The sequence below is a fragment of the Amycolatopsis sp. NPDC049688 genome (genome assembly GCF_040674975.1).
Lineage (GTDB): Bacteria > Actinomycetota > Actinomycetes > Mycobacteriales > Pseudonocardiaceae > Amycolatopsis.
In genome coordinates this window covers 43,228-55,949 of record NZ_JBFANY010000005.1, presented here as the reverse complement: position 1 = coordinate 55,949, position 12,722 = coordinate 43,228, and the positions used below count along the sequence as shown (strand labels likewise).

Below are 12,722 nucleotides of genomic sequence, written 5' to 3'. Positions count from 1 at the left end.
CCCGAGTCTAGAAGGCCCCCTCGGCCAGGGCGCGCTCAGCTCGGGCGTGGGTGTCCACAGGGTAACCGTGATGTGGACAACCGGGCCCGAGCTGCGGCTTTTCCGGGGGTTTCGTCGGGGGGTGCCGATAGGCTGGACAAGGGCACGCCCCCCAGGGAGGGCGGGGGCCGGTTTTCTCCGGCCGGTGCTGGGCCGGTGCTGGGCCGGTGCTGGGCCGGTGCACAGTTCGAGCAGCGTGACCGGCCCTTCCCCGCCCCTACCAGTTCGCCGGCCACACCACCTGCGCCGCACCCTGCCCCCGCCGCACCGGCTCCGCCGCCGCCAGCCACCGGCCGTCGCGCAACCGCTCCACGCCCGTTGCCGCGCCGATCTCCGCCGGGGCCGTCGAGAAGCCCTGGCCCCTCGCCTTCAACTCCGCCGTCTCCGGCTGGTCCAGGAACGCCTGCTCCACCTGCGCCGCCGCCGAGTTGCGCTGTGATGCCCGCGGAGCCGCGATCGCGTCCTCGAGCGACAATCCGCGGTCCAGCCGGCCGAGGATCACCTGCAGCACCGTCGTGATGATCGACGCCCCGCCCGGGGACCCCGTCGCGAAGAACGGGCGGCCGTGGTCGAGGACGATCGTCGGGGCCATCGACGAGCGGGGCCGCTTGGCCGGGCCCGGGAGGTTCGGGTCGGGCACGCCCGGGGTCACCGGCGTGAACGAGAAGTCCGTCAGCTCGTTGTTGAGCAGGAACCCGCGGCCCGGCACGACGATGCCGCTGCCGCCCTCCTGCTCGATCGTCAACGTGTACGCGACGACGTTGCCCCACTTGTCCGCCACTGTCAGGTGCGTCGTGTTCTCGCCCTCGTACGGCGTCGGTGCGGCCGCCGCCCCCGCGGCGCAAGGGGCCGGGTGGCGGGGGTCGGCCGGGGCCACCGGGCTGGTCGCCGCCTTGTCCTTCGAGATCAGGCACGCCCGCGAGTCGGCGAAGCGCTGGCTCAGCAGCTCGCGCGCCGGGACGTCGACGAACGCCGGGTCGCCGATCCAGCGGTTGCGGTCGGCGAAGGCGAAGCGGGTCGACTCCAGGAAGTACTGCAGGTAGTCGGCCTTGCTCGCGTGCTTGAGGTCGAAGTTCTCGAGGATGTTCAGCGCCTCGCCGACCGTCAGCCCGCCCGACGACGGCGCCGGCATGCCGTAGACGTCGAGGCCCTCGTAGCGGGCGTGGGTCGGGTCGCGCTCGATGGCGCGGTAGGCGGCGATGTCGGCCGTGGTGAGCTTGCCGGGCCGGACGTTCAGCGTCGAGGCCGGGTCGACCGGCGGCTGCTGCACCGTCCTGGCGATGTCCGCGCCGATCGGGCCGTGGTACAGCGCGTCGACGCCATGGCGTTCGAGCTGCGCGTACGTCGCGGCCAGGTCCGGGTTCCGGAAGACGGTCCCGGGCGCCGGCGGCGCGCCACCCGGCAGGTACAGCGACCGCGTCGACGGGAAGGCGGCGAACCGCGCCGCGTTGTTCGCGACCTGCGTCTGGAACGTCTGGTCGACGACGAAGCCGTTGCGCGCGAGGTTCTCGGCCGGCCTCAGCGACTTCGCCAGCGACCGCGTCCCCCACTTGCGCAGGGCCTCGGCCCACGTCGCGGGCGTGCCGGGCACGCCGACGCTCAGCCCGCTGGTGACCGCGTCGGCGAAGGGCAGCGGCTTGCCGTTCTCGACGAAGAGGTTCTCGTCGGCGGTCTTCGGCGCGGTCTCGCGGCCGTCCAGGGTGTTCACGCGGTGGGTCTTGGCGTCGTAGTAGACGAAGAACCCGCCGCCGCCGATCCCGGCGGAGAACGGGTCGGTGACGCCGAGCGCGGCGGCGACCGCGACGGCGGCGTCGACGGCGTTCCCGCCGTCGCGCAGCACCTGGGTGCCGATCGCGGTGGCGTCGGCGTCGATGCTGGCGACGGCACCCCCGAAACCGACGGCGACCGGCGACTTCGGGGTCGGTGTCGCGGCGACGGCGGGGGCGGCCACCCCGGCGGTGAGCGCGGCGGCGACGGCCAGGACAAGCGTGGTGCGGCTCCTGTGCGCGGGCATGCGGGCGAGTCTGCCCCTTGGATTGCCCCGCTTCAAGACGCCAACGGGGCCGAAACACCCCTATTGTCAACTTTTCACACACTTTAGGGGTTCGAGAAATTAAATCACATGGAGCAGTGACGTTCCGGCTTGCCCTGTAACAGAATCGTGCGGCGCGGCCTGCACACCGCGCACCACGAGGGCAACCGGAAGGAACCACCGAAGATGACTGCACCAAGACGGACGTGGCGTCGCCTGCTCGGCGCCGCGCTCACGGTCTCGGCCGCCCTGCTGGTCGTGACGGCCGGCAGCGCCGGCGCCGCACCGGAGACGGACAACCACGAGATGGGCGCCTCGATCCGCGCCCACGACGGGGTGGCCCCGGCCGGGCTCGCGCCGGCGTCGGTGGACGCGAGCGTCCCCGGCATCGACGTCAGCTCCTACCAGGGCAACGTCAACTGGGCGTCGTACTGGAGCGCGGGCAAGAAGTTCGCCTACGTCAAGGCGACCGAAGGCACCGGCTACCAGAACGCGTACTTCAGCCAGCAGTACATCGGGTCGTACAACGTCGGCATGATCCGCGGCGCGTACCACTACGGCCGCCCGGACCTCTCGGGCGGCGCGGCGCAGGCGGACTACTTCGTCGCCCACGGCGGCGGCTGGTCCAAGGACGGCAAGACGCTGCCGGGCACGCTCGACATCGAATGGGGCCCGAACAACGCCTGCTACGGCAAGACCGCGGCGCAGATGGTCGCGTGGATCAAGGCGTTCAGCGACGAGTACCACGCGAAAACGACCCGCTGGCCGGTGATCTACACGGCGACGAGCTGGTGGAGCCAATGCACCGGCAACACGGGCGACTTCAGCTCGACGAACCCGCTGTGGGTGGCGCGCTACGCGTCTTCGGTGGGGACGCTGCCGTACAACTGGGGCTTCTACACGTTCTGGCAGTACAGTTCCTCGCCGATCGACCAGGACACGTTCAGCGCGGACATCACGCGGCTGAAGGTGCTGGCCACCGGCTGATTCCGACGGGTCGGGAGCACGCTCAGCGCGTGCTCCCGCCTCCGGTCACTTCGCTGACTCGATCTGCCTGCTCAGGGCCTTCCTGATTTCTCTGAGTTTGCGGTCGTCGAGCGGCGATGGGTATTCCTCCAGGGTTCCGGAAACGACGGTGTAGACATGGTCGAGATCCACCTTCCACTCCGAATTCACCTCCTGCGCACGCGCCACGAGACATTCCTTGTCCGCCTTGCCGAACTTCGCGGCCAGGACCAGTACGACCTCCTTCCCTGTTTGTGAGGTGAATCCGTTGCTTCCGAACGGACAGAGGTAGAAGTGTCCCGACTTCACTGGAGGGGCCATCGTGAGTTTCCTTTCCGGCAGAGACCACCGACGGTAGGTCACTCGGCTGACTCCGACTTCCTTTGCTGCGAAACCGGTGCACCCGATCGGTGGCGTTCCCGGCCCGCCCGGCACGTCAGAATCGATCCATGCCACCGGCTCGGCGTGGACGACCGACCTCGCTCGGCGACGAGGCGGCCGATCCGTGGCCGCGGGTCGAACGAGGGCAGCTCGCGGCCTGGCTGCTCAAAATGTGGCGCCTCTACGGCCACGACGACATCCTGACCATCCGGCAGATGGCGGCCGCGGTGCGGACACCGCCCGTCGACAACGCCACGGTCTCCCGCTGGGAAAACTCCCGGGCCACCGTGCCGGTCTCGGCCCTGCGCCGGTACGAGCGGCTCTTCGGCCTCCCGCCGGGCGAACTGGTGGCCGTCGTGACCGCGCTCGGCCGGGACCGGCCGGTGGGACGCCGGACCGCGCCGCCCGGCGCCGAACTGCTCGGCAAATGCCTCGACCGTGCTCCCGTCTCCGCGGCGGAATGGGCGGACCTGACCGTTTCCCTCACCCAGCCGCGGCGCAGGCTCGCCCGGCCGGTGTGGGACACCCTCGTCCACCGGCTGCTCACCGAAATGTGCCTTTCCGTGGGCTGGCGGTATCTGCTCCGGCTTTCCGCGCTGCAGCGAGTGCACCGGCACCCGGAAGGCGGCGCCGCGCTCGTCGCGGCGACCGAAGAATTCGTCACCGAGCCGGCCTGCCAGCTGATCATCGACCAGATCGCCCTGCTCGCGGCGAATCCCACACCGGCGGCCTCCCGCCGCCTTTTCCGCCTGCTGTGCGAACCGCGCAACGACGCCGAGCAGCTCGGCGCGCTCTTCGCGTGGGCGGCCCGGCCGCCCAGGGCACCTGACATGGTTCGCCGGCTCGAAGCCGTCGTCCGGGAGCTGCGCGCCGGCGCGTCGACGGCACCGCCGGTCCGGGAAGCGGCTTCGGACGTCGTCGCGGCCCTGTTCCGGCACCGCCCGAGCCGGCCCGGCGCCCGTTCGGCGCCGCTGGGGAAAGCGGGCGAGGCCGCCTTCGGCGCGTTGCACGGCGCCTTGACCAGAGCTCAGATCCGGCATCACGACGACGACGTGCTCGGGCCGAGGATCCTCCGTCAGGCGCTGGCCAGCACCGACAGCGATCTGCGCATCCTCACCGTCAACGTCCTGCACGCGTCGCCGTTTCGCGGAATCCTCGCCGACACCGTCGCGTCGCTGCTGAGCAGCGGGCGCACGAGGACCGGCTCACCGATCCACCGGGTCCTGGTGGACCTGCAGGGCAGTCTCGGCGAAGCCCGGCACCGCCCGGTCGTCGAGAACCTCGTGCGGCGAGACACGGCGCGGGACGCGGCAGCCGTGGCCTTGGCCCACCTCCCCGGGCGGACGGACCTGCGTCTCTGGCACCACGTGCTCACCGCGCAACCGACCGGCGCGCGCACCCAGCGGGCCGTCCTCTACGCGGTGGGCATGAAGGGCGACCGCGACGGGCTGCGGCTCCTGCGGGCGCACGCTCCCCTCGTCCGCGCCCGCGCGAACTGGTGGCTGCGGCTTCCGGCCGAAGCCTCGGCGGGGGCGGCGCTCTGACGACCGGGCCGGCCGAACCCGACTTATGCGGGTTCCGCGGGTGACGCGGTCGGCGAAAACTCGACCGCGTCGCCCACGACGTGGAGGGAAACCCGTGCGCCTGTCCGCTCTGCTCCCCCTGCTCGCCGCCGTTCCCCTGTTCGCCTTCCCCACAACCGCCGCCGCCGCGCCCGGGTGCTTCGACCCGGCCGCCGCGCTGACCGTCGAGGAACAACGCCTGACCGCTTCCCTGCCGGCCGGCGGTCCGGCCGTCGGCCCCGAACTCGTCCGGCTGGCCGGGCTCGACCCGTTCGTCGCCGAGGTGAAGCACGACCTGTGCGCGGCCCGCACCCCGCGGCGCGCCGAACGCGTCGTCACGCAGGCCGGGGCCCGGCTGTGGCGGACCGCCGTCGACCGGGCCCAGGGCCGGCGTCCGGATCTGGGCACGCTCGACCGGTTCGACGACCGGCCGCTGTACTGGGCGCGGCTGCAGCTGAGCAGCGCGATCCGGCAATGGCGGCCGTCGTTCGCGCTGCCGGACCGCGGCGCCCTGCTCACGGCGTTCGACCGCGGTTCACGCGGCCTCGACGACGTCCGGTTCCCGCTCGGGAAGACGCGGCGGGTCATGGTGAGCGGCTTCGACCCGTTCCAGCTCGACGGCTCCGGCGTCCGGATCTCGAACCCGGCCGGGGCGTCCGCGCTGCAGCTGGACGGGCGCGTCCTGGACACGCCGTCGGGCCCGGCGGTGGTGCAGGCGGTGAACTTCCCGGTGGTGTGGGGCTACTTCGACGAGGGCATCGTCGAAGCGGCGTACGGCGAGGCGTTGCGCGACCGCGCGCGGCGGCCGGACGTGATCATGACGATCAGCCAGGGCCGCCCGGGCCGGTTCGACATCGAGCGCTGGGCCGGCGCCTGGCGCGGCGGCTTCCCGGACAACAACAACGTTTCCGTGACGGGCGGCGTCCCGCCGGCGGCGGGCTGGCCGCAGCCGGACGTCCAGTTCATCGAGACGACGTTGCCGTACGCGCGGATGCTCGAGGTGACGGGCGCGTATCCGGTCAACTTCAACCAGGCGTTCTGCGTGTGGCCGGACGCTTCGCAGCCGGGCGCGGGAACATCGGTCTGCCGCTCGGACGCCCCGGCACCGGGCGAAATCGCGGCTTCGGGCGGCGGCGGAAATTATCTGTCGAACGAATCCATGTACAGAAGCAACCGATTGCGGCTCGGCTTGGGCCTCACGACCCTGCCGGGCGGCCACCTGCACACCCCGGTGCTGGGCCAGCCGACCGCCCCCGAAGCGTTGACGGACAACGATTTCGAGGCCCGGCGGCAGGCGATCGCGGGCGAGGTGGTCTCCCTGGTGACGGCCGCCGCCGCGGGTGACCGGGCTCCGGCCGCGCCGCCGCGGGCAACGGATTCCCCGCGCGCCGCAATGGAATCCCTGCCGGGCACGGTCCTCCCCGGCTGACGTGTCGTCCCGCCGATCACGCGAGTCGACTCCCCGATCACGCGTGATGACCCTCTGATCACACGAATGCCGACCCCGGCCGGGAAACATCGGTGCGGTAGGGGGAATCGCTCGTGATTGAAGGGGCATCACGCGTGATTGGAGGGGCGACACGCGTGATTGAGGGGTCGACACGAAGTGCTAGATGAGGTCCAGGGGATCGAGCTGGATGCGGATCGGTTCCGTCGCCTTCTTCGCGTCCCGGCGGGCCGCCGCCGCGTGGATCGCCGACGACAACGCCTTGCCGTCGGCGCGGGAGACGCGGACCAGGGCGCGCTCGCGGTCCGCGTTGCCCTCCTCGTCCACGTCGCCGATCGGGACCGGGCCCAGGACCTCGCCGGACTCGGGCAGCGGCAGGTCCGACAGCAGCGCCGCCACCGCGTCCGGGCTGCCCTCCACGCTCGCCATCCGCATCGCCGGGGGGAAGCCCAGCTCGCGGCGTTCCGCCAGCTCCTGGCCCGCGTGCCAGGCCGGGTCCCAGCGGACCAGGGCCTGGACCACCGCCAGGCCCGCCTCGGCGCCCACGATCACCCGGCCGCCCGAGGACGCGGGACGCACCAGCGCAGCCGCCGCCATCCAGCGGCGCAGGGCCTCCTCGCCCGCCCGCAGGTCCTGGCGGCCCAGGAGGGCCCAGCCGTCCAGGAGGAGCGCGGCGCCGTAGCCGCCCTCCGCCACCGGTTCCGCGCCCGGGGTGCACACCACCAGCGCCGGTTTGCCCGGCACCGATTCCAGCACCTCCGCCGCTCCGGACGTGCGGACCGGGATGCCCGGGAACGCCCGGCCCAGCTCCTCCGCCGTCCGCTTCGCGCCGACGATCACCGCGCGCAGCCGGACCGAGCCGCACGCCGTGCAGCGGAACGCCGTTTCCGGGACGCCGCACCAGCGGCACGCCGGGGGTTTCGGCTGCCCGTCGAGCGAGCCGCCGGGCAGGGCGAGGGGGCCCGCGCAGCGGCGGCAGTGGGCCGGTGTCCGGCAGTGGCCGCAGGCCAGGCCCGGCACGTACCCGCGCCGCGGGACCTGGACCAGCGCCGGGAGGTCCGCCGCGAACGCCTGGCGGGCCGCCTCGAACGCGACCGCCGGCAGGCGCGCCACCCGGGCGGCCTCGTCGCGGGCGACGTCGAAGTCCTCGCCCACCGGTGTGACGCGCGGGGCCGCGGACCGCAGCGTCGCGCGGTCGGCCAGGACCGGCGCGGCCCAGCCGGACTCGACCAGCAGCTGCGCCTCGGCCGTCCGGGCGAACCCGCCGACCAGCAGCGACGCCTTCGCCGCGTGCGCGCGATCCATCAGGACGTCCCGGACGTGCGGGTACGGCGCGTGCTGGTCGAGGTGCAGGTCGTCGCCGTCGTCCCAGACCACGAACAGCCCGGGGTCGTGGACCGGCGCGAACATCGCCGCCCGCGTCCCGACGACCACGCGCACCGCGCCGCGCAGCACGGCCAGCCAGCGCCGGTACCGCTCCGCGGGCCCGAGCCCGGCGATCAGCGCCACCACGGCGTCCTCGCCCACGACCGCCGCGCACGCCTCGTGCACGCGGGTCAGGTCGCGGTGGTCCGGCACCACCAGCACCGCGCCGCGCCCGGACGCCGCCACGACCCCGGCCGCCTCGGCGAGCCGGCGCGGCCAGTCCTCGCCCGGCAGGGCCTGCCAGACGGCGTTGGCGGGCTTGCCCTCCCCCAGCGCCTCCAGGAACGCCGGGCCACGCTGGTAGCGCGCCCAGGCCGTCGTGTCGGGGGCGTCCGGAGCAGCCGCGGGCGCCACCGGCGGCTCGCCCTCGGCCTTGGCGTGCCGCGGCGGGATCGCCAGGCGCAGGACGTCAGACAGCGTGCCGCCGTAGCGGTCCGCCACCGCCCGGCAGAGCGCGTGCAGTGACGGCGGCAGCACCGGCTCGGCCGACGTGACGCGGTCCAGGAACGCCAGCTTGCTGCCGTAGTCGCTGGTTTCGCCGCGCTCGATCAGGTAGCCGTCGACCAGCTGCCCGGCGAACCGGACGCGCACCCGGCAGCCCGGCACGGCGGTCTCGTGCAGCTTCTCGGGCACGAGGTAGTCGAAGGTGCGGTCCAGGTGCGCGAGGGGGATGTCGACGACGATCCGCGCGACCGGCCGCTCGGCCGCGGGCGACTGCGCCCCCTTGGTGGTCCGCGCTTTCGCCGGTTTCCGGGCGCGCGAAGGTGCCGCCTTCGGCGAAGGCGGCTGCTCCGGGAGGTCCCAGAGGGCTGCGGGCTCGGAACTGCTCACGCCGTGATCTCTACCAGACCCCACCGACAACGTGACGGGAGAGGCATCTTGCGTGACTGGAGGGGCATCACGCGTGTTCGGAGGGGCATCACGGTGATTGCGGGGACACGAGGAAGGCCACCCCGGGCAGCGCCCGGGGTGGCCTTCACCGGATCGTGCGTCAGGCGCCCGCCGCGGCCTTGAGGGCCTCGGCGCGGGCCGTGCTCTCCCACGGGAGCTCGAGCTCGGGGCGGCCGAAGTGGCCGTACGCCGCCGTCGGGGCGTAGATCGGGCGCAGCAGGTCGAGGTCGCGGATGATCGCCGCCGGCCGGAGGTCGAAGACCTCGGTGATGGCCTGCTGGATCTTCGACGGGTCGACCGTCTCGGTGCCGAACGTCTCGACGAACAGGCCGACCGGGGCCGCCTTGCCGATCGCGTACGCGACCTGCACCTCGGTCCGCTGGGCCAGGCCCGCGGCGACGACGTTCTTGGCCACCCAGCGCATCGCGTACGCGGCCGAACGGTCGACCTTGGACGGGTCCTTGCCGGAGAACGCGCCACCGCCGTGGCGGGCCATGCCGCCGTAGGTGTCGACGATGATCTTGCGGCCGGTCAGGCCCGCGTCGCCCATCGGGCCGCCGATGACGAACCGGCCGGTCGGGTTGACCAGCAGGCGCGCGTTCGACGTGTCGATGCCCAGGCTCTCGATCTCCGGGCCGACGACGTGCTCCTTGACGTCGACGCTGAGCATCCGCTCCAGGTCGATGCCGTCGGCGTGCTGCGAGGAGACGACGACCGTGTCGAGGCGGACCGGCTGGTCGCCGGCGTACTCGATGGTCACCTGGGTCTTGCCGTCCGGGCGCAGGTACGGCAGCACGCCGTCCTTGCGGACCGCGGTCAGCCGCTTGGACAGCCGGTGGGCCAGCGCGATCGGCAGCGGCATCAGCTCGGGGGTGTCCGAGCAGGCGTAGCCGAACATCAGGCCCTGGTCGCCGGCACCCTGGCGGTTGATCTCGTCCTCGTCCGACTCGACCCGCGACTCGTACGCGGTGTCGACGCCCTGCGCGATGTCGGGCGACTGGGAGCCGATGGCGACGTTGACGCCGCAGGAGTTGCCGTCGAAGCCCTTGGCGGAGGAGTCGTAGCCGATCTTGAGGATGACGTCGCGGACGATCGTCGGGATGTCGGCGTAGGCCTCGGTGGTCACCTCGCCGGCCACGTGCACCTGGCCGGTGGTGATCAGGGTCTCGACCGCGACGCGGCTGCGCGGGTCCTTCGACAGCAGGCCGTCGAGGATGGAATCGCTGATGGCGTCGCAAATCTTGTCGGGGTGCCCTTCGGTCACCGACTCCGAGGTGAACAATCTGCTGCTAGACGCGGTCACGGTGGCCGTCACTTCCTCACCTAGACGTCGGATGCCCGGAAACTTAGGCACCCCTTACCTGTGCAAGCGTACTGACTATCGCTCTAGGGACGGTCAACGCTTCATGAAGCTCACAACAGCGTCCCACACCGTGGACGCCAGTTCAGCTTTCTGCGCGAGAGGTAGGGGTTTTTCCGTGGCATCGGCGCCCAGGAGCCAGCCCGAATTGTCCTCGGTGCCGAAGGCCTTGCCGTCGCCGACGGCGTTCACGACCAGCAGATCCGCGCCTTTGCGCTTCAGTTTCGCGCGGGCGTGGTCGAGGACGCTGCCGTGTTCGTCGCCGGTTTCCGCGGCGAATCCCACGACGACCTGCCCGGGACGCCGGTTTTGCACCAGTTCCGCGAGAATGTCGGCGTTGCGGTCGAGGGTGATCACCGGGTCCGGCTGGTCGTCGGACTTCTTGATCTTGTGCTCGGCCCGGTTCGCCGGCCGGAAGTCGGCGACGGCGGCGGCCATCACGACGACGTCCGCGGTCCGGGACGCCGCATGCACCGCCTGCCGGAGCTGCTCGGCCGTCGAGACGTGCTCGACCACCGCGCCCGCCGGGTCCGGCAGCGCGACCGTGTGCGCGGCGACCAGGGTGACGTCGGCGCCGCGCTGGGCGGCGACGCGGGCCAGCGCGTAACCCTGCTTGCCGGACGAGCGGTTGCCCAGGTAGCGGACGGGGTCCAGCGGCTCGCGGGTGCCGCCCGCCGAGATCACCACGCGGACGCCTTCGAGGTCGCGCGGGAGGGCGTCGGGGCGGGCCAGCAGCAGTTTCGCCAGGTCGACGATCTCGGCCGGGTTCGCCAGGCGGCCCTTGCCGGTGTCGGCGCCGGTCAGCCGGCCCGAGTCGGGTTCGGTGACGATCATCCCGCGCGAGCGCAGCAGGGCCACGTTGTCGCGGGTGGCCGGGTGCTCCCACATCTCCGTGTGCATCGCCGGGAAGAAGGCGACCGGGCACCGGGCGGTGAGCAGGGTGTTGGTCAGCAGGTCGTCGGCGAGGCCGTGGGCGGCCTTGGCGAGCAGGTTCGCCGTCGCCGGGACGACCAGGACGAGATCGGCTTCCTTGCCGACGCGGACGTGCTGGACCTCGGGCACCTCGGTGAACACGCCGGTGTGCACCGGGTGGCCGGAGAGGGCTTCGAAGGTGGCCGCGCCGACGAAGTTCAGCGCGGCTTCGGTGGGGACCACGCGGACGTCGTGACCGGACTCGGTCAGCCCGCGCAGCACCTCACAGGCCTTGTAGGCGGCGATGCCGCCGCCCACGCCCAGGACGACGCGGGGTTTACTCACCCTCGGTGTGCTCGAGCAGGCCGCCGTGGATCTCGCGCAGCGCGATCGAGAGCGGCTTCTCGCGCGGACCCGGCTCGACGAGCGGGCCGACGTACTCGAGCAGACCCTCGCCCAGCTGGGCGTAGTAGTCGTTGATCTGGCGGGCACGCTTGGCCGAGTAGATCACCAGCGCGTACTTCGAGCTGACCTTTTCGAGCAGGTCGTCGATGGGGGGGTTGGTGATGCCCTCGAGCTCTTCGGTCAAGGCTACCTGGCTGGTCACTCGTGGTGCTCCACATCTTCGGAAGACTGATCAGTAATCAAGTTTAGCAAGTGCTCGGCCGCCTCCCGCACGTCGGCGTTGACGAGGCGGTGGTCGAACTCCCCCGCCGCCGCCAGCTCGCGCTCCGCTTCGGCCAGCCGGGCCTGCACGGCGGCCTCGTTCTCGGTGCCGCGGCCGGTCAGCCGGCCGACCAGTTCCTCCCACGACGGCGGCATCAGCATCACCAGCCGGGCCTCCGGCATGGCCGCGCGGACCTGGCGGGCGCCCTGCAGCTCGATCTCCAGGACGGCCGGGCGGCCCTCGGCGAGGGCCTTCTCGACCGGCTCGCGCGGGGTGCCGTAGCGGTTGCCCGCGAACTCGGCCCACTCCAGCAGCCTGCCGTCGGCGACCATCGCGTCGAACTCCGCGCGGTCGACGAAGTGGTAGTGCGCCCCGTCGACTTCGCCGGGACGCGGCTTCCGCGTGGTGACCGAAACGCTGAACCAGACGTCGGGCTCCAGCTTCCTCAGCTCACCCACCACACTCGACTTCCCGACTCCCGAAGGCCCCGATACGACGGTGAGCCGGTGCCGGGGGAAGTCCCCCGCCACCGGCTCACCACCGCGGTCGGAACCCGGGTTCACCGGGTAGTCACGACCGGCGCCGTTCACTCGCCGCTGAACTCGGCCAGCAGCGCCTTGCGCTGCCGGTCGCCGAGGCCACGAAGGCGACGGCTGGGGGCGATCTCCAGTCGTTCCATGGTCTGCTGCGCGCGGACCTTGCCGACGCCCGGGAGGGCCTCGAGCAGAGCCGAAACCTTCATCTTGCCGAGGACTTCGTTCTCCTCGGCCTGCTTCAGCACGTCGACCAGAGTGGTACCGCCCCGCTTCAGCCGCTCCTTCAGCTCAGCACGGATCTTGCGAGCGGCGGCGGCCTTCTCCAGCGCCGCAGCGCGCTGTTCCTCTGTCAGCTGGGGAAGTGCCACGTTTTCCTCCGGTAGTTCTCAAAACTGGGTGGGTGACGCGACGGTACCCACCCGTGAGCACCGGCCACAATGCGGGGGTGCCTGGTGGGGGCCAGTT

Annotated in this window: 11 protein-coding genes; 3 read left to right on the top strand and 8 right to left on the bottom strand. The window is 72.1% G+C overall.

The features are described from left to right. Nucleotides 1-256 precede the first annotated feature (256 nt). A complete protein-coding gene (gene ggt, locus AB0J55_RS19230) occupies nt 257-2,053 on the bottom strand; it encodes a gamma-glutamyltransferase (RefSeq protein ID WP_364249719.1) in 1,797 nt (598 codons plus the stop codon). A 204-nt stretch (nt 2,054-2,257) separates the two neighbouring features. On the opposite strand from ggt, the gene AB0J55_RS19225 reads away from it, so the two are divergent. Continuing rightward, nucleotides 2,258-3,058 (top strand): lysozyme, encoded by an 801-nt coding sequence (locus tag AB0J55_RS19225; protein ID WP_364249716.1) that lies wholly within the window; start codon nt 2,258-2,260, stop codon nt 3,056-3,058. A gap of 45 nt (nt 3,059-3,103) precedes the next feature. On the opposite strand, the gene AB0J55_RS19220 is transcribed toward AB0J55_RS19225, so the two are convergent. Then, nucleotides 3,104-3,397 carry a hypothetical protein gene (locus AB0J55_RS19220; RefSeq protein WP_364249713.1) on the bottom strand — a complete coding sequence of 98 codons (294 nt, stop codon included), beginning with the start codon at nt 3,395-3,397 and terminating at the stop codon, nt 3,104-3,106. 128 nt (nt 3,398-3,525) lie between these two features. Between AB0J55_RS19220 and AB0J55_RS19215 the strand changes: the two genes are divergently transcribed. Together AB0J55_RS19215 and AB0J55_RS19210 are read left to right on the top strand one after the other, a co-directional pair. Further along, the gene (locus AB0J55_RS19215; RefSeq protein WP_364249710.1) at nt 3,526-5,001 is read left to right on the top strand and encodes a helix-turn-helix transcriptional regulator; all 1,476 of its coding nucleotides are present in this window, start codon (nt 3,526-3,528) and stop codon (nt 4,999-5,001) included. A gap of 94 nt (nt 5,002-5,095) precedes the next feature. Next, nucleotides 5,096-6,448 carry a hypothetical protein gene (locus AB0J55_RS19210; RefSeq protein ID WP_364249707.1) on the top strand — a complete coding sequence of 451 codons (1,353 nt, stop codon included), beginning with the start codon at nt 5,096-5,098 and terminating at the stop codon, nt 6,446-6,448. Between the two features lie 180 nt (nt 6,449-6,628). Here the strand turns inward: AB0J55_RS19210 and AB0J55_RS19205 are convergent, their stop codons facing one another. From AB0J55_RS19205 to mihF, 6 genes are all read right to left on the bottom strand, one after another. Then, nucleotides 6,629-8,722, bottom strand: a complete 2,094-nt coding sequence (locus AB0J55_RS19205) for a primosomal protein N' (RefSeq protein ID WP_364249704.1) — start codon at nt 8,720-8,722, stop codon at nt 6,629-6,631. A 160-nt stretch (nt 8,723-8,882) separates the two neighbouring features. Continuing rightward, entirely contained in the window at nt 8,883-10,085 is a 1,203-nt protein-coding gene (gene metK, locus AB0J55_RS19200; RefSeq protein ID WP_364250767.1) for a methionine adenosyltransferase, read from the bottom strand. Between the two features lie 93 nt (nt 10,086-10,178). Continuing rightward, nucleotides 10,179-11,399 carry a bifunctional phosphopantothenoylcysteine decarboxylase/phosphopantothenate--cysteine ligase CoaBC gene (gene coaBC, locus AB0J55_RS19195; RefSeq protein ID WP_364249701.1) on the bottom strand — a complete coding sequence of 407 codons (1,221 nt, stop codon included), beginning with the start codon at nt 11,397-11,399 and terminating at the stop codon, nt 10,179-10,181. After that, nucleotides 11,392-11,661 carry a DNA-directed RNA polymerase subunit omega gene (rpoZ, locus tag AB0J55_RS19190; protein WP_072480291.1) on the bottom strand — a complete coding sequence of 90 codons (270 nt, stop codon included), beginning with the start codon at nt 11,659-11,661 and terminating at the stop codon, nt 11,392-11,394. The genes coaBC and rpoZ overlap by 8 nt, the downstream gene beginning before the upstream one ends. After that, nucleotides 11,658-12,311 carry a guanylate kinase gene (gmk, locus tag AB0J55_RS19185; RefSeq protein WP_364249698.1) on the bottom strand — a complete coding sequence of 218 codons (654 nt, stop codon included), beginning with the start codon at nt 12,309-12,311 and terminating at the stop codon, nt 11,658-11,660. Before gmk ends, rpoZ begins: the two co-directional genes overlap by 4 nt. Next, nucleotides 12,308-12,625 carry an integration host factor, actinobacterial type gene (gene mihF, locus AB0J55_RS19180; protein ID WP_013224622.1) on the bottom strand — a complete coding sequence of 106 codons (318 nt, stop codon included), beginning with the start codon at nt 12,623-12,625 and terminating at the stop codon, nt 12,308-12,310. Before mihF ends, gmk begins: the two co-directional genes overlap by 4 nt. Nucleotides 12,626-12,722: the final 97 nt, after the last annotated feature.

Coding starts and splice junctions, on each gene's coding strand:
- ggt (WP_364249719.1), bottom strand. CDS start 2,053: ATGCCCGCGCACAGGAGCCGCACCACGCTTGTCCTGGCCGTCGCCGCC.
- AB0J55_RS19225 (WP_364249716.1), top strand. CDS start 2,258: ATGACTGCACCAAGACGGACGTGGCGTCGCCTGCTCGGCGCCGCGCTC.
- AB0J55_RS19220 (WP_364249713.1), bottom strand. CDS start 3,397: ATGGCCCCTCCAGTGAAGTCGGGACACTTCTACCTCTGTCCGTTCGGA.
- AB0J55_RS19215 (WP_364249710.1), top strand. CDS start 3,526: ATGCCACCGGCTCGGCGTGGACGACCGACCTCGCTCGGCGACGAGGCG.